The 23,091-nt window shown below is 39.7% G+C and carries 23 protein-coding genes; 15 read left to right on the top strand and 8 right to left on the bottom strand.

The window, feature by feature from the left end; genetic code table 11:
• Nucleotides 1–2 precede the first annotated feature (2 nt).
• The 3 genes from KBF71_02740 to KBF71_02730 all read right to left on the bottom strand — a co-directional run bounded on the left by KBF71_02740 (nt 3) and on the right by KBF71_02730 (nt 2,948).
• Nucleotides 3–686 (bottom strand): hypothetical protein, encoded by a 684-nt coding sequence (locus KBF71_02740; protein MBP9877235.1) that lies wholly within the window; start codon nt 684–686, stop codon nt 3–5.
• 98 nt (nt 687–784) lie between these two features.
• Nucleotides 785–1,195, bottom strand: a complete 411-nt coding sequence (gene mce / locus KBF71_02735; GenBank protein ID MBP9877234.1) for a methylmalonyl-CoA epimerase — start codon at nt 1,193–1,195, stop codon at nt 785–787.
• Nucleotides 1,196–1,199: 4 nt separating this feature from the next.
• Nucleotides 1,200–2,948, bottom strand: a complete 1,749-nt coding sequence (locus KBF71_02730) for a ribonuclease J (protein ID MBP9877233.1) — start codon at nt 2,946–2,948, stop codon at nt 1,200–1,202.
• Nucleotides 2,949–3,249: 301 nt separating this feature from the next.
• Here KBF71_02730 and KBF71_02725 point away from each other — a divergent pair, with 301 nt between their 5' ends.
• Both KBF71_02725 and KBF71_02720 read left to right on the top strand, forming a co-directional pair.
• Nucleotides 3,250–3,513, top strand: coding sequence for a hypothetical protein (locus tag KBF71_02725; protein MBP9877232.1), 264 nt, complete (start codon nt 3,250–3,252; stop codon nt 3,511–3,513).
• Between the two features lie 41 nt (nt 3,514–3,554).
• Nucleotides 3,555–3,950: a hypothetical protein gene (locus tag KBF71_02720; GenBank protein MBP9877231.1), complete on the top strand. Its 396-nt coding sequence runs from the start codon at nt 3,555–3,557 to the stop codon at nt 3,948–3,950.
• A gap of 16 nt (nt 3,951–3,966) precedes the next feature.
• On the opposite strand, the gene KBF71_02715 is transcribed toward KBF71_02720, so the two are convergent.
• Nucleotides 3,967–4,686, bottom strand: a complete 720-nt coding sequence (locus tag KBF71_02715) for a DUF502 domain-containing protein (protein MBP9877230.1) — start codon at nt 4,684–4,686, stop codon at nt 3,967–3,969.
• A gap of 105 nt (nt 4,687–4,791) precedes the next feature.
• On the opposite strand from KBF71_02715, the gene KBF71_02710 reads away from it, so the two are divergent.
• The 11 genes from KBF71_02710 to KBF71_02660 all read left to right on the top strand — a co-directional run bounded on the left by KBF71_02710 (nt 4,792) and on the right by KBF71_02660 (nt 17,496).
• A complete protein-coding gene (locus tag KBF71_02710; protein ID MBP9877229.1) occupies nt 4,792–7,065 on the top strand; it encodes a UvrD-helicase domain-containing protein in 2,274 nt (757 codons plus the stop codon).
• Nucleotides 7,066–7,077: 12 nt separating this feature from the next.
• Complete coding sequence (locus KBF71_02705) at nt 7,078–7,980, top strand: 50S ribosomal protein L11 methyltransferase (GenBank protein ID MBP9877228.1); 903 nt, start codon at nt 7,078–7,080, stop codon at nt 7,978–7,980.
• A 105-nt stretch (nt 7,981–8,085) separates the two neighbouring features.
• Nucleotides 8,086–9,066, top strand: a complete 981-nt coding sequence (gene pdhA / locus KBF71_02700) for a pyruvate dehydrogenase (acetyl-transferring) E1 component subunit alpha (protein ID MBP9877227.1) — start codon at nt 8,086–8,088, stop codon at nt 9,064–9,066.
• Nucleotides 9,067–9,095: 29 nt separating this feature from the next.
• The gene (locus KBF71_02695) at nt 9,096–10,469 is read left to right on the top strand and encodes a pyruvate dehydrogenase complex E1 component subunit beta (protein ID MBP9877226.1); all 1,374 of its coding nucleotides are present in this window, start codon (nt 9,096–9,098) and stop codon (nt 10,467–10,469) included.
• A gap of 20 nt (nt 10,470–10,489) precedes the next feature.
• Nucleotides 10,490–11,770, top strand: coding sequence for a pyruvate dehydrogenase complex dihydrolipoamide acetyltransferase (locus KBF71_02690; protein MBP9877225.1), 1,281 nt, complete (start codon nt 10,490–10,492; stop codon nt 11,768–11,770).
• Between the two features lie 34 nt (nt 11,771–11,804).
• Nucleotides 11,805–13,208 carry a dihydrolipoyl dehydrogenase gene (lpdA, locus tag KBF71_02685; GenBank protein ID MBP9877224.1) on the top strand — a complete coding sequence of 468 codons (1,404 nt, stop codon included), beginning with the start codon at nt 11,805–11,807 and terminating at the stop codon, nt 13,206–13,208.
• A gap of 24 nt (nt 13,209–13,232) precedes the next feature.
• Nucleotides 13,233–14,186, top strand: a complete 954-nt coding sequence (gene lipA, locus KBF71_02680; GenBank protein ID MBP9877223.1) for a lipoyl synthase — start codon at nt 13,233–13,235, stop codon at nt 14,184–14,186.
• A complete protein-coding gene (locus KBF71_02675) occupies nt 14,187–14,702 on the top strand; it encodes a hypothetical protein (protein MBP9877222.1) in 516 nt (171 codons plus the stop codon).
• Entirely contained in the window at nt 14,699–16,012 is a 1,314-nt protein-coding gene (locus tag KBF71_02670) for a 3-deoxy-D-manno-octulosonic acid transferase (protein MBP9877221.1), read from the top strand. The genes KBF71_02675 and KBF71_02670 overlap by 4 nt, the downstream gene beginning before the upstream one ends.
• Nucleotides 16,013–17,044: a tetraacyldisaccharide 4'-kinase gene (gene lpxK / locus KBF71_02665; protein ID MBP9877220.1), complete on the top strand. Its 1,032-nt coding sequence runs from the start codon at nt 16,013–16,015 to the stop codon at nt 17,042–17,044.
• A complete protein-coding gene (locus KBF71_02660) occupies nt 17,044–17,496 on the top strand; it encodes a tRNA (cytidine(34)-2'-O)-methyltransferase (protein ID MBP9877219.1) in 453 nt (150 codons plus the stop codon). The genes lpxK and KBF71_02660 overlap by 1 nt, the downstream gene beginning before the upstream one ends.
• 113 nt (nt 17,497–17,609) lie before the next feature.
• On the opposite strand, the gene KBF71_02655 is transcribed toward KBF71_02660, so the two are convergent.
• The 4 genes from KBF71_02655 to KBF71_02640 all read right to left on the bottom strand — a co-directional run bounded on the left by KBF71_02655 (nt 17,610) and on the right by KBF71_02640 (nt 21,194).
• Entirely contained in the window at nt 17,610–19,160 is a 1,551-nt protein-coding gene (locus tag KBF71_02655) for a hypothetical protein (protein ID MBP9877218.1), read from the bottom strand.
• A 107-nt stretch (nt 19,161–19,267) separates the two neighbouring features.
• Nucleotides 19,268–20,071 carry a peptidoglycan editing factor PgeF gene (gene pgeF, locus KBF71_02650; GenBank protein MBP9877217.1) on the bottom strand — a complete coding sequence of 268 codons (804 nt, stop codon included), beginning with the start codon at nt 20,069–20,071 and terminating at the stop codon, nt 19,268–19,270.
• A 109-nt stretch (nt 20,072–20,180) separates the two neighbouring features.
• Entirely contained in the window at nt 20,181–20,567 is a 387-nt protein-coding gene (gene yajC, locus KBF71_02645; protein MBP9877216.1) for a preprotein translocase subunit YajC, read from the bottom strand.
• A gap of 75 nt (nt 20,568–20,642) precedes the next feature.
• Nucleotides 20,643–21,194 (bottom strand): HAD family hydrolase, encoded by a 552-nt coding sequence (locus tag KBF71_02640; GenBank protein ID MBP9877215.1) that lies wholly within the window; start codon nt 21,192–21,194, stop codon nt 20,643–20,645.
• A 123-nt stretch (nt 21,195–21,317) separates the two neighbouring features.
• Here KBF71_02640 and KBF71_02635 point away from each other — a divergent pair, with 123 nt between their 5' ends.
• Both KBF71_02635 and KBF71_02630 read left to right on the top strand, forming a co-directional pair.
• Nucleotides 21,318–21,485, top strand: a complete 168-nt coding sequence (locus KBF71_02635; protein ID MBP9877214.1) for a hypothetical protein — start codon at nt 21,318–21,320, stop codon at nt 21,483–21,485.
• 68 nt (nt 21,486–21,553) lie between these two features.
• Entirely contained in the window at nt 21,554–22,465 is a 912-nt protein-coding gene (locus tag KBF71_02630) for a LysR family transcriptional regulator (GenBank protein ID MBP9877213.1), read from the top strand.
• Nucleotides 22,466–23,091 lie beyond the last annotated feature (626 nt).

The following is a 23,091-nucleotide window of genomic DNA, read 5'->3' as shown; positions in this document are numbered from 1 at the left end:
GGCTAGTTCAGCTGTGTGGAGCTGACGACTCCTTGTTCTGGCATTGTCAGTTTGAGGGTCATGTTAATTTCATCTGTCACCTCTAAAGCAATGGTTGCGCCATACTGACGAACATAGCATCCTAGCAGATAGGCGGTGATCGATTGAACAGATACGTCATTCGCATTGCTGCGTCCTTGGAGCCCTGAAAGAACTTCAGCATTAATGTCTTTATGTTTTCCAAAAATATGCAATGAGAGAGCTTCTCCATCGACAGAAATATTATCTTGAACAGTGATTGTGCCTTCGATTTGCATAATTTCGAATGAAAAGAGAAAGGCGTTGATCAAAAGCCTTAAGAAGCCATCTTTTTTCATTAAGGGCGATGCTGCGAAATTGGTAGGGAATTCAACAGAAATACGGCTGCTTGATAGAAATGAGTTGATGGTTTCAACAATTTTTGTAAGGGGGGTGCCTGTGCCGGATAAGAGCTGTCCATAAGCATAACGGAAAATTTGGAGCCGTTTAGAGGCTTGATCTCCCGAAAATTCAACCATTTTGATTGCTTCTTTTGAGAAATTTCCATCATTGCTACTATCTTCAAGCAATTCAACGCCATTATTGATTGCGCTGATGGGATTCACGAGATCGTGGCAAATTTTTGAAGAGAGAGTCTCTAAAATTTTCAAGTCAATTGTGGATGTCATGGTGTCTGCTCATTCTTATTTTTTTGCATAGGACATTCGAGATTAAAGGATTATACTTACTGAAACTTTAATATATTTAAAAATAAATGGCAAGGTTCTTACGAAGGGATTTCTTCAAGTTCCAACAATGTGCCATAAAAATCTTTAGGTGATAGAAAGATGACAGGGTTACCATGAGCGCCAATACGAGGCTCCTTAAAGCCTACAGGATTGATGTTTATGCTCTGCAGATGAGCCAGAGATTTTGTGACATCATCGACCTCAAAACAAAGATGGTGAATGCCGCCTTTTGGGTTTTTTTCTAAAAAATTCGCGATAGGGGATGTGTCATCAAGAGGTGATATGAATTCAATCTTCATATTTTCTGTTTCAACAAAAACAACTTTAACGCCATGTTCAGGCAATATCTGGACAGAAGAGGGCGTCATGCCAAAGACTAAACCATAATGAGCTGCTGCTTGTTCTGAATCAGGAACGGCGATTGCCACATGGTTTAGTCTTTTTAGCATAATTTTATACCCTTGCAATATGGAGTTTGAGGTTTGGTTTCATACCATAACGAGATGAGAAGTATCTTTTGACTTTTGGGCCAATCATTTCTTCAATCAGAGCATCTTGTTCGATTTGAGAAGGGTTCATTGATCCAAGAGTATCATAGATAATTTCATCAACGCGTCCAATATCGTAGTCGCTTTCATCGAAAATACCCATGGTGCTGACAACAGGATCAGAGACAACTTCTCCATTTTCGTCGAGCACAAGTGTAATCATCACAAGGCCAGAATTCATCATTCTGAAACGATCGCGAATGACATCTTCATCAAAAGCAACAACCTTATCACCTTGCAATGCATATTTACCTGTTTTGATTTTATCAATCAAATGAGCAGCGCCATCTTTAAAGCTGAACAAATCACCATTGTCAGGAATTACAACTTGTTTTGCATTGGCTGCATGTGCAATTTCAGCATGGGCTGTTTGATGCATGACTTCACCGTGAACAGGCACAGATATTTTTGGCTTAACCCATTGGTAAAGCTGTAATAATTGATCTTGTGCTGGGTGACCAGAAACGTGAATCATTTCGTCATCGGCTGTCATATATTTCACATTTAACTGACTCAGGTTGTTTTTCACGCGATTGAGCGCTAATTCATTTCCTGGAATTTCACGTGATGAGAAAAGGACTAAGTCTGATGGCTTAATGCGTACGTGTTGATGTTCGCCTCTAGCAATCTTAGACATGGCAGCACGTGCTTCGCCTTGGCTACCTGTGCAGATAAGAACGAGTTCATCGTCGGCATAGTTTCTCATATCAGTTTCTGAAATGAAATTATCAATCCCGGCAAGATAGCCTGTCTCTTTAGCAGCACCAGTCATGCGCCAGAGTGATCGACCAACAAGAGCCACTTTTCTGTTTTGCTCATGAGCTGCACGCGCAACGCTAACAACACGGCCAATGTTTGAGGCAAAGCAAGTGACTAAAACACGGTGCTTATAATCTTTAAAGATACGGCGTAAGGTGGCCTCAACTTCAAGTTCTGATCCGTCAACTGACTTTACGTTTGCATTTGTTGAATCGCAAACCATTACATCAACACCTTGTTCGCCAATTTGTTTTAAGAATGGAACGTTTGTTTTACGGCCAACAATTGGGTTTTCATCTACACGCCAGTCACCAGTATGAACAACGTTTCCGGCTTTTGTTTGGATAAATAAAGCACATGATTCAGGGATTGAGTGTGTCATGCTAATGAAATGAACTTTAAATTGTCCGAGTTCAATTTCAGAATCAAGGGGGACAACATGTAAGTTGTTTTCTAAATTAACACCAGATTCTTGCATTTTTGCTTTGACAATTTCTGCTGTAAAAGGGGTGCAATAAATTGGGCATTTTAGTTTTTGCCACAAATAAGGGATAGCACCGCAGTGATCTTCATGTGCATGTGTGACGATCAGCGCTTCAATGTCGCGCTTATGTTCGGCAGCAAATGAAATGTCTGGCATAATCACATCAACACCTGGTGTCATGTCATTACCGAATGAAATACCAAAATCAACCATTAGCCATTTTCCGTCATGGCCATAGAAGTTTAAGTTGGTTCCAATTTCACCAGATCCACCAAGGGAAACAAACCAGTTTTCATCAGCTGGAGGTGTAAATTTTTTGTGGGGTGTTGTTTTTAAATCAAAGGATTTAATATGAGATTGTTGTTTGTGAGATTTCTTCTTTTTTGAAAAATGATCTTTATTCATAGTCACGGTAGTGTCTTCTTTCTGTTTACTTATATTATCAAGTCGGTTTTCTGCCAATATCATAACATAGTTTTTAAAATTTTAAAATAAAACCATCAAGCCCCGCGTTTAGAGGGCTCTTTATGATGGATTTCCAGTCTTTGCTTATGATTAATAAAGTAATGAATTTAAACGATCATCTTAATTGATTCGTAATTTTTTTAATCTAGCCTAAAGAGTAGGAGAGTACAGAATAAAGCTTTTCAAACTAAAAGTCAATTTATTCTTTTAATTCAGATGGTTGAATAATAACGTGAAGGAGCGGTTCATGCCCTTACCAAACCAAAGTTTATCGCAACATGCTGTAAATGCTAGCTCTTTAATTATTCAACCTATCCCTAAATATGTTTTTGATCAACTGAATTACCCTCATCAAGAAGAGATGGAGGCGGCTGTTTTCTTGGAAAGACATCCTTGTTTTTCTAAGGTAACCATAACACCACAAGGTGAATATCTATTGTCCTGTTTTCAGTATCGGCCGAAAAAGTCATCACAGCAATTGCCAATCTTGAAAATCCAGAACAGAATATAAAAGAGAGGGCCGTTGAGACTCTTCAAAGTGAGTTTATGAAGATGAGTGATTCAATCAGATATGTGAATTCTCACTTTAATGTTGAGTTTGAAAGTCAATCGCATGTTGTTATGTTGATTGATTATTTTCTAAATTCATCTGTTCCTTTACCATTGTCATTCACCTATTTAAATATTGTCTTGCTCGAAGAAAAATTAATGCAAATTACAAAGAAAATATTTGACCAGCTTGAAGAGGAAAATATAAAAGAGGGTGGTGAAGGTGTTGATAAAACGACATTGAATTTGAAATTGCTTCCAAGAATGCAAGAATTTGCTGCAATAAAGAGAGTTCAGAATGAATTATTGTCAAGGCACGCTCGGTTAAAAAATGCGCATAAACAAGAGGAGCTAGATGAGAGTGGTCGTGCAGAAGCAGTAAGGCGTATGTACTCGTAATCTCTTTTCTTAAGTATTATGCGTAATTTTTTGTTTCTATTGACTTTTCCTTTAATTTCTTAGGTGTCAAAATTCCTCCAGATACAACCATTTTAATGCCATCTTCAACGGACATTTCAAGAAAGAGCAGATCATTTTTAGGAATGAAAAGAAGAAATCCAGAAGTTGGATTTGGCGTTGTTGGCAGAAAAACATTGAGGACTTCATCTTCTGTCAGATCTTGAATTTCACCTTCAGTCAGGCCCGTAATGAAGCCTAATGACCAGATTCCTGGTCGTGGATATTGAAACAGAACCACTTCACGAAAGGCGCTCGATTGCGTTGAGAGGATTGTTTCAAAAATTTGCTTGATCGCGGCGTAAATTGATCTCAGGATCGGCATTCTTGTGACGATACGTTCACTAAGGTTGATAAAATATCGACCAACAAAGCCAGCTGTCAGTGCTCCAATAAGTGTGATAACGATCAGAAAGATTAAAAAGCCAAGGCCTGGAACGCTAAAAGGGAGGTAGGTTTCAGGATTGTATTTATCGGGTAAAATGCCTGAGACTTTTGTATCCATAAAATCGATAAAAATCCAACCGAGATATATGGTCAAAGAAATAGGGGCGGTGATCAGGATTCCTGCCAGAAAATAGCCTCTAAGCTTTCCCCAGAATCCTTTTCTTTGAGCGGCTTTGATTAAGCAAGCAACATCGCTTTTAAGATTGTTTTTGTAATGTGTTTTTTTGCTCATCTTATTTGCCTTTATTTTTATTGTTTTCTATCATAGCAACTCCTCTCTCTAAAAAAAAGGATGAAATTGAATTTTGCTTTTTGAAAAAAGGTGTTATAAAAGGGTATGAATGAATATGCATACAATATTGAAATTGAAGAAAATCAAGAGGTTCCAGTGTCATCCCCCTTGTCGTACTTGGACTTGCTGAATGAGAGACAAAAAGAAGCTGTTCTTTTAACGGATGGGTCTGTCTTGGTTTTGGCTGGTGCCGGCACAGGGAAAACTAGAGTTCTCACGACACGTATTGTTCATTTGCTGAATACAGGAAAAGCCTCTCCGCATGAAATTCTGGCCGTGACATTTACCAATAAAGCCGCAGCTGAAATGCATGAACGTGTTAACATGCTTTTAGGGCATCAGACGGAAGGCTGGTGGATTGGAACTTTCCATGCGATTGCAGTGCGTATTTTGCGTGTTCATGCAGAAAAAATTGGTTTGCAGTCGAATTTCAATATCTTGGACGATGATGATCAGTTGCGTTTGATTAAGCAGATTCTGAAAGATGAAGAGGTGGATGAGAAAAAATGGCCGCCGCGTATGGTCAAATCAACCATAGATTATTTTAAGAATAGAGCTCTTTTGCCAGAACAAATCGGATCGGATGCAAAGCGATTTTTGGTTGAAGGCAAGATGAAAAGAATCTACAGTCTTTATCAAGAGCGCCTGAAAGCATCAAATCTTTGTGACTTTGGTGATCTTTTGCTGCACGTGATTCAGATTTTTAAGAATCATTCTGAGATTCTTGAGCAATACCAACATCGGTTTAAATATATTCTGGTTGATGAATATCAAGATACAAACGTTGCTCAATATTTGTGGCTTCGGTATTTGGCGCAGCATCATAAAAATTTGTGTTGTGTTGGCGATGATGATCAATCCATTTATGGATGGCGCGGTGCTCAAGTTGATAATATTCTACGGTTTGAGGCTGATTTTCCTGGTGCTACAATTATTCGTCTTGAGCAAAATTATCGCTCCACAGGACATATTCTCTCATGTGCGGGCACATTGATTGAGAAAAACAAATCTAGATTGGGCAAAACGCTTTGGACAGAATCAGATAAAGGCCTGCCAGTTGAGGTTCATTCTTTTTGGGATGGGCAAGAAGAGGCGCGTCTTATTGCTCTTGAGATTGATAAGCTCCAGAGAAAAGGCGTTTCGTTATCTGAGATTGCTGTTTTGGTTCGTGCTGGTTATCAAACACGTGAATTTGAAGAACGGTTTCTGGCCGTTGGATTGCCATATAAAGTAATCGGTGGTTTAAGATTCTATGAAAGGCTTGAGATTCGAGATGCGATTGCTTATTTTCGTCTGATTGTACAACCTCAGGATGATCTTGCATTTGAGCGCATCATTAACACGCCAAAGCGAGGCATTGGTCCTTCAACGCTTCAATTGATTCATCATGTTGCGCGTAGTGAGCAAATTTCCCTGTTGGAGGCGACGGATCGTCTGTTGGGAACGGATGAATTTAAACCCAAAATGAAGCAAACTCTTTTTGAATTTGTCAATAATATCAAAAAATGCCGTGACTCTTTAGCTCATACGAAGCATGTAGATGTTGTGCAGTCAATTTTAAAAGACTCTGGTTATATTGAGATGTGGCGACAAGATAAAAGCCCTGAAGCGCCAGGTCGTCTTGAGAATTTAAATGAGTTAATCAATGCGATTGGCGAATTTGAAACGATGCAGAGCTTTTTGGAGCATATTTCTCTCGTGATGGATAATGCAAGCCAAACTGAGCAGAATCTTGTTACTTTCATGACTTTACATGCAGCGAAAGGGCTTGAGTTTAATGTTGTTTTCTTGCCAGGCTGGGAGGAGGGTGTATTCCCAAATCCAAAAGCAATGGAAGATAATGGCGTTCAAGGCCTTGAAGAGGAAAGACGCCTTGCCTATGTTGGGATGACAAGGGCAAGGGAGCGTTTGATTATTTCACATGTTAAGAATCGGCGCATGTATGGAACATGGGATGCGATGCTGCCGTCACGGTTTTTAAAAGAATTATCGGCGAGTGCTGTTGTTATCAAGCGAACGCAATCGCAATCTAATTATCAAGTGCAGCAAAAATGGTCTCAGCAGTCATATTACAAAAATCAGATGATTGATAAGCCGCCTTTATCTCTCGAAAAGAAAAATCGGTATATGAGCGAACCTGCTGATGATTTTACGGCAAGTTCAATTTTTGAGAAAGGCGTTAGGGTTTTTCATCAAAAATTTGGATATGGGGTTGTTTCTTTTGTGGAAAGTGATAAAGTAACTGTTCTTTTTGATAAAGCAGGCGAGAAAAAGGTTATGTCTGGTTTTTTAGTTGTGGCTGAAGCTGCAGGTCTTTGATTTAGGTGAATTGTGGAAGAAAATATTCTGAAGTATAAAGTTTCGTTTGAGCTAGATGTGTCTGATCTCTTACGTGTTGAGTCAATGTTGGATGAGGTTTTTCCAACTTATAGCCTTTTGGAAATTGATGAATCGATTGAAAAATGGGGCGTTCAGATTTTCTTTGAGGAAAAGCCTGATTTAGAAGATATCCAAAATATGTTGCCCTTGCAAAGGTCAACTGATGAACCTTTTGCGTTATCCCTTGAAGAAATTGCTGATGAGGATTGGCTTAAAAAATCATACGAAGGCTTCCCACCACTCACCATTGGCGATCAATTTTACATCTATGGCTCTCATATTGCAGAGGCGCCACCTGCAGGGTTTCACGCTTTACAATTAGATGCAGCAACAGCCTTTGGTTCGGGTGAGCATTTCACAACACGAGGATGTCTTGAAGCGCTGTTGGCTATGAAAGATAAAATCACCCCAGCTTCTATTCTTGATATGGGCTGTGGTACAGCAATTCTGGGTATGGCAGCAGCGAAACTTTATCCTGATGTGACTGATATTCTTGTTGTTGACAATGATCCGGAAGCTGTGACAGTCAGCCAATTTAATTTAGAAAAAAATCAATTGAATAAACGTGTTGCAGCTTTTTGTGGTGATGGATATAATACAAAAGAAGTAGAGGATCACAAGGCCTTTGATCTGATTTTTGCAAATATTTTGGCGAATCCTCTTTGTTTGATGGCTGAAGCGGCAATGAAAAAACTAGCCGTTGGTGGCCATTTGATTTTGGCAGGGCTTTTAGTTAACCAAAAAGAAGATGTGTTAAATGCACATATAAAGCATGGCGCTGACTTGATTTATGAGAAGGCTTATCAAGACTGGCAAATTCTCGTTTTAACGAAAAAAGAAGAGAGTATGAGATAATGTTTTTATCAAATTGTTATTTTTTTGTTTGTAAAGTATGTAAAGGCTAGGTAAGTTTTGAAGAAACTTATAAGTACCAATTAACAGCAAGGGTATATAAAGACGATGACGAAAAAAAGAGAGGCTCTATCTAAAGAGCAATATTTAAAGTTTTATGAGGACATGCTCCTTTTGCGTCGCTTTGAAGAAAAAGCTGGACAGCTTTATGGAATGGGTTTAATTGGCGGATTTTGCCACTTATACATTGGACAAGAAGCTGTTGTGGTTGGAATTCAAGCAGCACAACAAGCCAATGATACAGTGATTACAAGCTATCGTGACCATGGTCATATGCTCGCCTGCGGTATGGATGCAAAGGGTGTTATGGCTGAGCTTACAGGACGCAGTGGTGGTTATTCAAAAGGTAAGGGCGGATCTATGCATATGTTCAGCCGTGAAAAGAACTTTTTCGGCGGACATGGTATTGTTGGAGCTCAAGTCTCAATTGGTGCTGGTTTAGGTTTTGCACATAAGTATAAAAAAGATAACGGCGTTTGTGTCTGTTATTTTGGAGATGGGGCTATCAACCAAGGCCAGGTTTATGAGTCTTTCAATATGGCTTCTCTGTGGAAATTACCGGTTTTGTTTGTTGTTGAAAACAATAAATATGCGATGGGAACGGCTCAGGAGAGATCATCTGCCGGTGAGCTTTATCAACGTGGCGCTTCTTACGGCATTCCAGGCAAACAAGTGAATGGGATGAATGTTGTTGAGATGTATCATGAGGCATCTGACGCATTTGACTATATTCGTTCAGGCAAAGGTCCTATGCTTTTTGAAGCAAAAACATATCGATATCGTGGTCACTCGATGTCAGATCCTGCTAAATATCGTAGCAAGGAAGAAGTTGAAAAGGTCAAGGGCGAGTCAGATCCGCTTGATTATTTGAAAGGGTATCTTCTTGAGAAAAAAATGATCACTGAAGAAGAACTCAAAGAGATGGATAAAAGAGTCAAAGCCTTGGTTGCAGAGTCAGCTGACTTTGCACAGCAGAGCCCAGAGCCAGATGCATCTGAGCTATGGACAGACGTTCTCGTCAGCGCATAACATGATGATCACAGTTTAAAGAGGAAATAATGTCAATTCAAATTTTAATGCCAGCTCTTTCTCCGACAATGACCAAGGGTCGTCTTGCCAAATGGCTGAAACGTGAGGGAGATGCAATTCAATCAGGTGATATTCTCGCTGAAATTGAAACAGATAAAGCGACGATGGAAGTCGAAGCCGTTGATGACGGTATTCTCGGCAAGATTCTTGTTCCAGATGGAACTGACGATGTTGCAATTAATACTCCAATTGCGGTTCTTTTTGAAGAAGGTGAAAGCAAGGATAATGTTATCGATTTGAAAGTGCCAGCAGCGCCGTCTCAATCAGCGCTCGTTGAAGTGCCATCAGCTCAAACTGCGCCTGCAGCACCAAAAGCTGAGGCTGTTCTCGATATTGATGAGGCCAAATTCTATGAAAAGACAGTCAAATTAACTGTCAGAGAAGCGCTCAGAGATGCAATGGCGGAAGAAATGCGTCGTGATCCAACTGTCTTCTTGATGGGTGAAGAAGTCGCTCAGTACCAAGGGGCCTACAAAGTGAGCCAAAACTTACTTCAGGAATTTGGTGAGGATCGTGTGATTGACACACCAATTACAGAACATGGATTCGCAGGACTAGGCGTAGGGGCTGCCTTTGGTGGTCTTAAGCCAGTTATTGAGTTTATGACCTTCAATTTTGCAATGCAAGCTATTGATCATATTGTGAATTCAGCGGCTAAAACACTTTATATGTCTGGTGGTCAGATGGGATGTCCAATGGTGTTCCGTGGTCCGAATGGCGCAGCAGCTAGAGTTGGCGCTCAGCATTCACAATGTTATGCGAGTTGGTATGGGCATGTGCCTGGTCTGAAAGTAATTGCGCCCTATAGTGCAGGTGATGCAAAAGGTCTTTTAAAAGCAGCTATTCGTGATCCAAACCCTGTTGTTTTCCTTGAAAATGAAATGCTTTATGGTGTGAGTTTTGATGTGCCTGAAGATCCTGATTTTGTTTTGCCAATCGGAAAAGCAAAAGTAGTGAGAGCAGGGACCGATGCAACTATTGTGACTTTCTCAAAGATGGTCGGTGTTGCGTTAGAAGCGGCAGATGAGCTTCTAAAACAAGGCATCAGTGCTGAAGTGATTGATCTGCGGACGATTCGTCCATTGGATATTGAGACTGTTCTGAAAAGTCTTTCCAAAACAAATCGCCTTGTAACTCTTGAAGAGAGCTGGCCATTTGCAGGTATTGGCTCTGAGATTATGGCTCAGATCATGGAATCGGGTTTTGATGACTTGGATGCCCCTGTTATCCGTGTTCATGGTGCAGATATTCCTTTGCCTTATGCTGCTAATCTTGAAAAAATGGCATTGCCTCAGCCTGCAGATGTGGTGGCTGCCGTTCAAAAAGTATGTTATCAAAGATAAAGTGTAAAAAGGAGCTGACTGTGCCTATTGAAATTTTGATGCCCGCTTTGTCACCAACGATGACAGAAGGAAAATTAGCCAAGTGGCTTAAATCTGTTGGTGATTCAGTTGCATCTGGTGATGTTATCGCTGAGATTGAAACAGATAAAGCAACCATGGAAGTTGAAGCTGTTGAAGAAGGGATTATGGGTAAAATCCTTGTTCCAGAGGGTTCTGAAGGCATTAAGGTCAATTCTTTGATTGCTTTGCTTCTAGAAGAAGGTGAAGATAAATCAAGTCTCGATACTTATCAGAAAAAAGGAGCACCGCAGATGATGGCTCCTCCTGTTTCTTCTGAACCTAAATCACGACCAGAGGAGCCACCGAAAATGACACAAGCTCAACCTTCTGCACAAATGCAATCGCGCATTATCGCGAGCCCTCTTGCCAAAAGAATCGCAGCAGATAAAAAAATCGATCTTTCTCAAATTAAAGGATCTGGGCCACGGGGTCGTATTGTGAAGGCAGATGTTTTGAATGCACCTGCAAATGCTAATTTGGTGGCAGTTCCTGCATCTGTGTCATCACGTTCTATTCCAGCTGGTCCAGGGCCAAAATCACTTGCTGATGCTTTGGGTATGCCTTATGAAGAGGCACCTAATTCAGCAGTGCGTAAAATCATCGCTCAGCGTCTCACAGAATCAAAGCAAACAATCCCCCATTTCTATCTCACAGTGGATTGTGAATTGGATCATTTACTCGCAATGCGTAAAGAAATTAACTCTCATTCAGAAGCTTACAAAATTTCCGTAAATGACTTTATTATCAAAGCAGTAGCAAGAGCTCTTAAAGATATACCTGATGCGAATGCGTCTTGGGTTGATGAGGCCATTTTACGGTATAAGCGTGTTGATGTTTCTGTTGCGGTTGCAACGCCAGCAGGCCTTGTAACGCCAATTATCAAATCAGCAGATGAAAAATCATTATCTCAAGTGTCAGCTGAAATGAAAGACTTGGCAACAAGGGCGCGTGATAATAAATTAAAACCACAAGAATTCCAAGGTGGTGGCTTTACAATTTCGAATCTTGGGATGTATGGTATTAAAGAATTTAGTGCCATTATTAATCCTCCGCAATCTTGTATCCTTGCAATTGGCGCGGGTGAAGAGCGTGTTGTGGTGAAAAAAGGACAGATGGTTATTGCGAATATGATGACTTGTACTTTATCAGTTGACCATCGCTCTGTTGATGGGGCGGTTGGCGCACAATTCTTGCAAGCCTTTAAGAAATATATAGAAAATCCGAGTTTGGCTTTAGTTTAAAATCGATATTTTCACTCAAAAGAGAAAAGATAAAATGGAACAAAATCAATATGATGTTGTCGTTATCGGCGGTGGTCCAGGCGGATATGTGGCTGCCATTCGATGTGCACAGTTGGGTTTAAAAGTCGCGCTCGCTGAAAAGCAGCACTTGGGTGGCATTTGTTTGAATTGGGGCTGTATCCCAACAAAGGCTCTTTTACGTTCAGCTGAAATTGCTCGACTTCTAAAACATGCAGATGAATTTGGTTTTGAAATCAGTAGTGTAAAACATAATCTTGAGAAAATGGTTCAAAGGTCAAGAGGCGTCGCAACTCAATTATCAAATGGTATTCAGCATTTGATGAAGAAAAACAAAATCCAAGTCTTTGAGGCTGAAGCAAAGTTAGGTAAAGGGACGGACGTTCTTTTAACAATGAATAGCGGCAAAGAGCAACTCACTCTAAAAGCAAAAAATGTTATTCTGGCAACCGGCGCTAGAGCCAGGGTTTTACCTGGCCTGGAGCCTGATCCAAAAGCTGTTTGGACTTATCGTGAGGCGATGGTTCCAGATTATTTACCAAAATCAATTTTAGTGATCGGATCTGGGGCCATTGGCATCGAATTTGCAAGCTTCTACAATGCATTGGGCGTAAAAGTAACTGTTGTTGAAATGATGGATAGAATTTTACCAGTTGAAGATGCAGAGATTTCGGCCTTGGCAAAGAAATCTTTTGAGAAGCAAGGAATGACAATTGTTACTGACGCAAAAGTTAGTAAGATCAATAAATTAGGAAACACTGTTCAAGTTGAAATTGATCAAAAAGGGAAAGCGATTTCTGTTGATGTTGAGCGCGTTATTTCAGCAATCGGAATTGTTGCAAATACAGAGAATTTAGGCCTTGAGGGTAGGGCTATTCAATTAGATCGTGGTCATCTGGTTGTAAATGAATTTTTACAAACAGGCGAGAAAAATATTTATGCCATTGGTGATATGGTTGGTGCTCCGTGGCTTGCGCACAAAGCAAGTCATGAAGGAGTTATTTGTGCTGAATATATTGCAGGCAAAAAAGACGTTCATCCAATGAAAAAGGAAAATATTCCTGGCTGTACTTATTGCTTCCCGCAAATTGCCTCTGTAGGGCTTACGGAAGCTGCTGCAAAGGAAAAAGGCTATCAAGTCAAGGTTGGTCGTTTTCCATTCATGGCTAATGGTAAAGCAATCGCTTTGGGTGACACAGAAGGTATGGTCAAAACGGTCTTTGATCAAAAGACAGGTGAGCTTTTAGGTGCTCATATGATCGGTGCTGAAGTCACTGAATTGATTCAAGGTTTTGTGGTTGGTAAAACTCTAGAAACGACAGAACAAGAATTAATGCATACAATTTTCCCGCATCCAACCCTTTCAGAAATGATGCATGAATCTGTTCTGGATGCTTATGGTCAAGTTATTCACATGTAAAGTCAAAAGGAAGAAGTCTCTCTTATGTCATTGAATTTAGAAGAAAATGTAGAAAAAATCCGTCATCCTGAAAAGAGGAATCGTCCTGATTCACCTATTTTGAGGAAGCCTGATTGGATTCGTGTGAAAGCCCCTACATCTCAGACTTATCATGAGACGCGTGATTTGATGCGGAGTTTGAAGTTAAATACTGTTTGCGAAGAAGCAGCCTGTCCGAACATTGGTGAATGTTGGCAGAAAAAGCATGCGACATTCATGATTTTAGGGTCAGTTTGCACACGCGCATGTTCTTTTTGTAATGTTGCGACTGGGCGTCCAGATCAGTTAGATCCGCATGAGCCAGATAATGTTGCTGAAGCTGTTGCAAAAATGGGTCTTGAGCATGTTGTGATTACCTCAGTTGATCGTGATGATCTTGATGATGGTGGGGCTGATCATTTTGTTCGTACTATTCTCGCCATCAGAGCGGCATCGCCAGCAACAACTATTGAAATTTTAACGCCTGACTTTATGAAAAAGCCTGGGGCGATTGAAGCAGTTGCAATCGCACGTCCTGATGTTTTTAATCACAATTTAGAGACAGTGCCGAGATTGTACCCATCTATTCGCCCTGGTGCGCGTTATTTCACGTCTCTGAGCCTTTTGCAGGAAGTAAAGACGCATGATCCAACCATATTCACAAAATCTGGCCTGATGGTTGGTTTGGGTGAAACACGCGAAGAGATTCTGCAAGTGATGGATGACCTAAGAGCTGCTGATGTAGACTTTTTGACAATTGGGCAATATTTACAGCCAACTTTAAAACATGCAGCGCTTGATCGGTATGTAACGCCAGACGAATTTCAATCCTACGAGAAAATGGCCTTTGGTAAAGGCTTTTTGATGGTGTCTGCATCGCCTTTAACACGTTCTTCTTATCATGCCGGTGATGATTTCCAGAAGTTAAAAGCGGCGCGTGATCAGATGATGAGTCGTTAAATGGTTGGTATGATAGTGGTCGATAACAATATCAGAAAAATTGAGCATTTGTATTGGGTGCCTGATACAGAATGTGTTGAGATTACAGGCGTTTATAAAGCATCATCTTCTCAGATTACGCGAAGATGTCGTGTTGGATTAGGTCAAATCGATGGTTTTATGCTGAATGCTAAAGATTGTAAAGAGCGTGATGCATTTGATTGGTATATTGATTTTGACAATTATTTATCTTTATCCTCTTCAGGTAGAAACTATCTCTGGGTTCTCTGTCTTTTGGCTTATTATTATATGAGAAAAGGAATAGAGAGTCATTCAGTGACTTTGAAAGTTCAGGATGCGCTCGTTTCTTGGGCTTTGATGCAAAAAGAAAAACATCCAGAATTGGGGGTTAGAGCTTTAAAACATGCGATTACTTTAGGTTCAACGGAGGCAATGACACACCTAACGTCTGATGATTTTAACCTGTATTTTCCTGATGAAGGTCTAAAAACAAAAACAGAAATGGATCTATCATGATATTAAAATCCGTTTATCAATCTCTCTGGTACATTGCCTCTCCATTTGTGCCTATGTATTTGAAAGATAGAGCAAATCATCAAAAAGAAATCCCTGAGCGCTTGTCTGAGCGTTATGGCATCACCACAAAGCAAAGGCCAAATGGACCTCTTATCTGGATCCATGGCGCCAGTGTTGGCGAAGCCTTATCAGCCATTTCTGTTGTTGAAAACTTTCTAGCAGAAGATCCAGCTTTGACGATTTTATTTACAACGGGCACAGTGACATCAGCAGCGCTTTTAGAAAAAAGAATTCAAAGTCAAAGGGTTATACATCAGTTTATTCCGCTAGATCATCCCAAATGGGTGAGGCGCTTTTATGATCATTGGCAGCCAGATGCCATTATTTGGCTTGAATCTGAGATTTGGCCATCTCTTTTAACCGACGCCAAAAAACGATCGATTCCTGCCTGCTTGTTGAATGGACGTATGTCATTGAAATCATTTAAACTTTGGTCATGGTTTAAGCCTTTAGTCAGTGAGGCAATTCGTACCTTTGATTTATGTCTTGTGCAATCATCTCATGATTCAGATAGATTCTTAACTCTTGGTGCTAATAATTTGTCTTTATTGGAAAATTTGAAATATGGCGCTCCTAAGCCATATGTTGATCTTTCTGAGAAAAAACGTTTTGAGGGATTATTGAAGGGCAGGCAATTATGCCTATTTGCAAGCTCTCATGAAGGGGAAGAGGAGCAGTTTTTTGGAATTTATGCAGGCCTCAAGGAGCAATATCCAAACCTCTTGTTCGTGTTAGCCGCGCGGCATCCGAGTAGACGAGAAGAAATCGAACGATTAGCTGATTCGTTTCAATTAAAGATACTTCGTCATTCTGAATCAAGCGATTATACTGTGGAAAAAATCAGAGGGGTGGATGTCTATCTGGTTGATACAATTGGAGATATGGGCCTTTTTTATGAATTGTCTCCTTATTGCGTGATTGGTGGATCTTTCATTCCATGGGGAGGGCACAATCCTATTGAGCCAGCACAATGCTCGTCAGTTGTTTTTATGGGGCCGCATTATGGAAATTTTCTCCAAATATGTGCAGACTTTAAAGCTGAAAATGCAATGATTTTTGTGAATGATATAAATGAGTTACAAAAAGGACTTAAAGTTGTGTTTCAGGATAAAAAAGTGGCAAGTGATTATCAAAAAAGAGCCTCTGAATTGGTCGATGTAAAAAAGATGACATTGGCTTCAACTTTGGATAGAATAAAACAACTCTTTCATGCAAAAAATCCGTACTTATTCTCAAGGATCTCTTCTTAAATGACCTTAAAGCAACCGCTTTTCTGGAAAGCTCAAAAGTCTATATTTCTTCCTTTATTATTCATGCCACTCGCTCTTTGTTATGAGTTTGGCTCATATTTGAGGACTGTGTTTACAACACCTTATAAATCACGCATTCCTGTGATTTGCGTTGGTAATTTTACAATCGGTGGCGGAGGGAAAACGCCCTTTGTAGATTTTTTAGCTGCGGAATTCAGGAAAGAAAACAAATCTGTATGTATTTTAAGTCGTGGATACAAGGGACGCGAGGAGGGGCCTTTACTCATAGATCCTGACGTGATGATAGCTGATCAAGTTGGTGATGAGCCCTTTATGTTAGCGATGAGAGGGTACGATGTTGTTATTTCTAAAAATAAACAAAAGGGGCTCCAATTTATAGAAGGGCTGAAACGCCATGACTATATCGTTATGGATGATGGTCTTCAGAATTCGACAATTTATAAAGATTTCTCTATTTGTATGATCGATGCTCATTTTGGCTTTGGAAATGGATTTTGTTTTCCGGCGGGGCCTTTACGACGTCGTTTAACACAGAAACAAATTGATAAAGTTGATTTTTTTGTGATTAGTGGTGCAAGTGCGATTGAGCCATTTTGTCAGACTCAGTTACCAAAGGATAAGGTTTTACGAGCGAATGTTGTGATCGATCCAGAGTCTTTAACCGGTTTTAAAACAAAAACACCATTGGTTGGTTTTGCAGGCATTGCGAATCCTGATAAATTTTTTGATATGCTTGAGGCTATGGGTTATCATTTTGTGAAAAAAATTGCCTATTCAGATCACCATCATTATACAAAATCAGATTTAAAAGAGTTAGCAACGCTACGCAGAACATTAGAGGCAGATTTGATTACAACTGAAAAGGATATCGTAAAGCTCGATTCGCTTTATATCAAAGAGCATTACGTTCATCATGTGAAAATTTCCCTTGATGTGCCGAAGAAAAGCCATTTTTGGCAGGTGTTTTATAATAAGCTTCCTCAGAAAAGAACCCGAAAGAAAGTTATTTGATCATGGTTTCTGTTGCCTTATTTCAGCCCGATATTCCGCAAAATACAGGGGCTATTATGCGCCTATGTGCTTGTTTTGATGTGGATTTACACTTGATTGAGCCTATGGGATTTGTTTTATCCGAGCCTAAATTAAAGCGCTCTGGCATGGATTATATTGATTATTTGACATTGCATCGCCATGCATCGTGGGAGCATTTTAAAGATGTTTCAGCACAGAAAAGAGTGATTCTGCTGACAACAAAGGCCAAAACCTCATTTTGGGATTTTGAGTTTCAAGATGATGATATTTTATTGTTCGGGAGTGAGAGCGCAGGGGTTGCAGATTATGTTCATGAACAAGCCCAGCATGCCGTGATTATTCCCATGAGGCCAGAAGTGAGATCTTTAAATTTGGCTTGTTCAGCAAGTATTGTCTTGGCTGAGGCGATAAGGCAAACTACAGAGAAATAGTCTGTAATGATAATATATTCCTAGTTCTTACTATAGTCACTTTCCATAATACAAATTATAGAATTTATTAGTGTGATGATATGGATGTGCCCTCAATATGTTTATCACACTGATTATGCCTGAGCTGCGGCCTCTTCCTCTTTTTTCTTTTTGTCGGCTTCTTCTTGTTCTTTTGCTCTTTTTTGGCCAAAGTCTAAAATCAGTTTGAAAGTTGGATCCATTTCTGGAGCGCCTTCTTTTTTTGGCATTGCAGCAGCCATCGGTGCAAGAACTTCAGCAGCTGTTTTGACCGCTTCTATTTCTTTTGTGATGGCAGCGCCCATGACGCCTCTGATAAAGGCATATAAAATCAAAGCCCCCAAAAGACCGGCTCCAATCCCCCAACCAATTGGTCCTGAGACACCGAGGCCAATTAAAATAGGTACAAGTGGCGTAATGACGCCGGCGGCAACAATATACATTTGATATGAGTTTTTAACGCCTTGAAGCGTCTTTTTCAAAATCAATACAATCATAGCGCCCACTTTTTTGGCTCTTGATTTTTCAACCTTTTTGACATCTCCGGGTTCAAGAAGTTCTGTGAACTTTTTCACAAGTCCTATAAAGGTTTTACCTAGAGGATCTTTGTCAAGGTCGTGGTCACTCTCAAATACGTCTGAAACCATCTGATTGAATTGCTCAATCAGAAAAGATTCTGCATCTTTTAAGCTTTTAAGCAGATGTGGATTGTCTGCAAGCCGTGTTGAGATATGCTCGCCAAAGGCTTTAATGAACTCTCCAAACTCTTCAGATTCTAATAAGAGTGCAAATTCATCTTTAATATCAGGTGTTTCTTCAATTTTAGCTGCCTCTTCCACATCTTTCGCTGATTTCAGCTTTTTAAGATTTGTGAGAAGATCTTGCACCTCACCTTCGCTTAGCAATGATTTGAGAAAATCGACATCTCTGAGTTTTTCTGAAATGTTCTCTTTGATTGGTGTTTCGGTATCTGCTTTCAATTTACCGTGTACGGCCATTGATAATTCATTTTGGACTTGGTTACTGGTAATCAAGGTATCAAGATGATCATCAAAAGTTTCAAGAAAGGTCTCATCTGTCTCATAGGCTGTTACCATTGAGTCAAAAAATGCTCTTAAATCAGCGCCTTCTTTTAAGTTTTGTTCATTTGCTGCGACGATGATGAGTTTGTAAGCTAAATAATCTGCAAACTCCCCTTTCCTCAAATCATCATCGAAATGTTGCAATATTTCTAATTTATCGTGAGCTGATATATTCATTTTAAAGACTTGAACACCTTGACCAGCAGACAGATTGCCTTTTAAATCTTGATCAAATTCAGTGAGTAACTTTTTTGCAACTTCAACTGTCATCTCTCCATTTTCTAAAGCATTGAACATGGAAGCTGGAAAGCCATCTGGGATTTTTTTCATTGTCTCTGAGCAATTGAGTTTTGCTAAGAGAGCCTTCATTCCTTTTGCATTTAAGTCATTACCGATCGCTTTGACAAAACGAGCATGAATGCTGTTTTCATCAACTCTTTTGGTCATTTTAAGCCGACTCACAGCCCCTTCTTCAGCTTTGACTTTTGTAAATTTATCAGATTGTTCTGTGGTTTCACTTGGCTGAACAGTGCCAGCACCCCTATTTTCTTGAATTTTAGGCATTTTATATCTCCTGTCTAAATCAATAACAGTTACATATATAATATTAACACAAAAATTAAATTATTTTTTATTATAGTTAATTTTGAGGAAAAAAGTTGCTTCTTGTCTCATGCTATGGATATGGCACTCATCTGGCGTCCGTAATCCGGCTCAGCTCTGTGGGTCATGCGCCTATAACTATAGTAAAGATTCTCTTGTTCATAGGTGTCATCAGGGTGAATATCAATTGCAAACAAAGGAAAATCGCTCAAGATTCGATGAACGAATTCCTTTAAGTCAAATAAATAAAAGTCATCCCGAGGTGAGCTTATGAATAAATCTCTATTGTTTGATGATTTTAAGAGAAAATCATTTCTAAAATCTGCCGAAACTTCATATGATTTTTGGGCAATTGAAGGACCTGTTGCCGCGATAATATCTTTTACATCAGAGCCTTTATCACACATTGATTGGATTGTGTTTTGAATAATGCCTGAAAAAGCCCCTTTCCATCCGGAATGAGCAGCAGCAATGATTTTCTTTTTACGGTCAGCAAAAAGAATAGGCACACAATCGGCGGTTAGAATGCCAATGATCCTTTGTGGCTCTTGTGTCACCAAAGCATCGCCTTCAGGCGGAGATGATTGGCTTGATACAATATTGTCTGCGTCTACACAAGAATTAGAGTGAATTTGGTAAGGCGTGAGTGGGTTAGATTTCATGCCGAGCAAATCTTCTGCGCAGCGTTCTCTGTTCTGCTGAATAAATTGTGGATCATCGTTTGATCCAGGTCCACAGTTTCTGCCAGCATAAAGGCCTTGGCTTACGCCGTTGCATCTGGTAAAAAAGGCATGACGAATCCAAGGGATTGACTTTAAAGCTTCTGATTCTGTGTATGATTTGTTGGTCATGAACAATTCTAATTTTGTCATGCTGAATTTATTTCAGCATCTGAGATCCTGAAATAAATTCAGGATGACTGTGGGTGTGCAGGATATCTACTCCACCCATCTAATGAGCGGAGTAGATTAGAACGTCTTTTTACTTCTTAGACTTTGCTTTCTTTTGTCCAGCGCTTGAGTCGTTTGCAACTTTAACGCCTGCTGCATTTTTATTCATGATGGTTGTGATTGTTGATTTGACAACTGTGACAATAACACCATTTGCGATTTCAACTTCAATTTCTTCGCCTTCACCGACACGGTTGATTGTTCCGATAAGACCGCCGGCTGAAACAACACGATCGCCACGACGCAGGTTATCAACCATTGTTTTATGTTCCTTCATTCTTTTTTGCTGAGGACGAATCAACAAAAAGTAAAAAACAACAATTAACAGCCCAAATGGCAGAAGATTCATAAGAATGCTTTGCGGGGCTGCAGCACCTGCATCAGCTGTTTGTGCAATGGCTTCATTAAATATTGACATGAGTAACTCCTTTTTTCCTATTACTTACTAGAACTATATCAAGCTTTACCAGGAAATAAAGCAAAAAAGAATGAATCAAAAAAAAGATAGTAAATCAGTGAGGCGATCAACTCTCAAAAAGTCAAAGTTATCCATTTTGTTTTTATGTTCGAGCATATCGCTTGACGATGAAACCAAAAAACCACCCTTGAGGCCTGCTTTATGGCCAGCTTCAATATCTCTCATATGATCCCCAATAATGTAACTCTGCAGCGGATCAATTTGATGCTCTTCAATGGCCCGTAAAATCATACCAGGTGATGGTTTGCGATCGAAATGCTCTATTGCATAGCCTGCAACTTTACCATCAGGATGATATGGACAATAGTAAGTTGCCTCAATCTGAATCCCCTGCTCTTGCATTTTCACATCAACTTCTTTCATCAAATTCAGAAAATCTGTCTCTGTATAGTAGCCTCTTGCGATTCCAGATTGGTTGGTGACAATAATCAGCTTATAGTCTGCGCTGATGGCCTTTTTTAAAAAAGAAAAAAGACCATCGACAAAGATGAATTGAGAGAGAGTTGACACATATCCTGAGTCAACATTAATGATTCCATCCCGATCTAAAAAGAGAGCTTTATGCATTTTTTCCCATCTGTATCCATCTGATTTTCAAGAAAAACAGATGCTTCCAGGCTTCTGAAAAAACATTTGCTTTTGTCTTGAAAAAATACTTATACTAGAATAACAGAAATTGCAAGAGATCTCATGAATTATATTTTTTCAAGCAGAGAAAAAAGACGCAAGAGGAAGATCAAGAAGCTGATCACCTTTCTTTTCTATACATCAATTGTGATTGCTGCTCTCTATTATGTGGAGCTTGAGACCCAACTGATTTCTGAAACCTTTTCTTATTTATATAATCTCAATATTTAATCTGGATTTTTATTTATAAATACGTGGTAGAGTGGGACTCTCATCACAATAATAAAAAGTATAAATAAATGAAATATCACCTTCCCTCGATCACGTCGCTGCAAGCTTTTGAAGCCGCTGCAAGGCACCTCAATCTCTATGAAACAGGTCTTGAGCTCAACACATCAGCCTCTGATGTTGATTATCATATTCAACAACTTGAAAAATTTTTAGGATATAAATTGATCGTGAGAGGACTTGGTGAAATCAAACTCACTGGCATGGGAAAGGCTTATTTGCCATCTGTTCATAGATCATTTGATATTTTATCTAAAGCAAATCATATGATGAAAGATTCGGGCTCTTCTCCTATTATCACACTTCATGTTCCGATTTGTTTTATGACTCACTTTTTAGCGCCGCATATTGGGGATTTTAATGCGCAATATCCGCATATTGAACTTCGTGTGTCAACCAAACAAAAAACGCCTGATTTAGAGCGTGATTCAATTGACTGCTCAATCATCTTTACACAAGATCAACATCCTCATTTTTTAACCACTGAATCGCTCACTCCCGTTTGCGCTCGTTCATTGATTGAAAAAGAGGGTAAAGTTAAAAAGCTGAATTTAGAGGATATGAGTTGCTTTACTCTTTTTCATCACACAGCTTCCCTTGAAGATTGGGATCATTGGATATCTGCTATGGATTGTAACCAAATTGCACCAAGCAACGGCTTGTACTTCAAAACAGAGGCTGAGATGCTAAAAGCTGTGCGTCAAGGCCTTGGTATATGTTTATTACGTGATGAAGCGGCTCAAAAAGCCCTTGAGGATGAATTGCTCATCAATCCTTTCCCAAAGTTAAAAATGACCAATTGGGGCTATGCCTTTGTATCAGCTGCAGATACAGTAGTCTATGATCCATTGATAACTTGCTTGCAAGAGTGGCTGGTCGAGACTTTTGGAGCTTCTTTGAGTGCGAATCGTAAATCGGCATAAAAAAAGCGGAGATTTGCATCTCCGCTCTTTCCCCTCTTTAGGAAGAAGATCAATCTGCTTCAAACACTGATTGAACAGCTGCTACTCTGATGAGATAGTGTAGAATTTTTTTATCAAGACAGTGAGGTTCAATCGTATTTGGTAATCCTTGAACATAATTAAATGCGATATGGTCAAGTGCTTTTTTGATAACATCTCTCATCTCATCTTCATTATAGATTCCAAGCTCTTCATCAGCTAACATTCTTTGTTTCAAAGAGGCAGGAATGTCTTCAACTCCATTGTTAATCTGCTGCAAAAATGCAGTTATTTTGACGCCAAGAACTTGATACATGCCGACTTCAAAGAATAGATGGAAGTGTTCAGTTGATAAATGTTTCAAAATCATTGCAACTTCATCTTGAGCATAAACGCTCTTTAGTGCGTTTATGGATTGGGCATATTGTGAATGATTATCCAACATATTAATTTTGCCACCCTCTATTCCTAGAACAGAGAAGAAAGCACTATTTGATACAATTTTATCAAGCTCTGCTGCCAAATTTGCTCTCGTTAACGTTTGAGCTGTAGGAGGAACAACAACTGGCTGTACAGGAGCGGCTGGTGCAACCGGGGCCGGGTTTGGA

The organism is Alphaproteobacteria bacterium, from assembly GCA_018063245.1.
Taxonomy (GTDB): Bacteria; Pseudomonadota; Alphaproteobacteria; order JAGPBS01; family JAGPBS01; genus JAGPBS01.
This window is presented reverse-complemented; position numbering and strand designations above follow the sequence as displayed.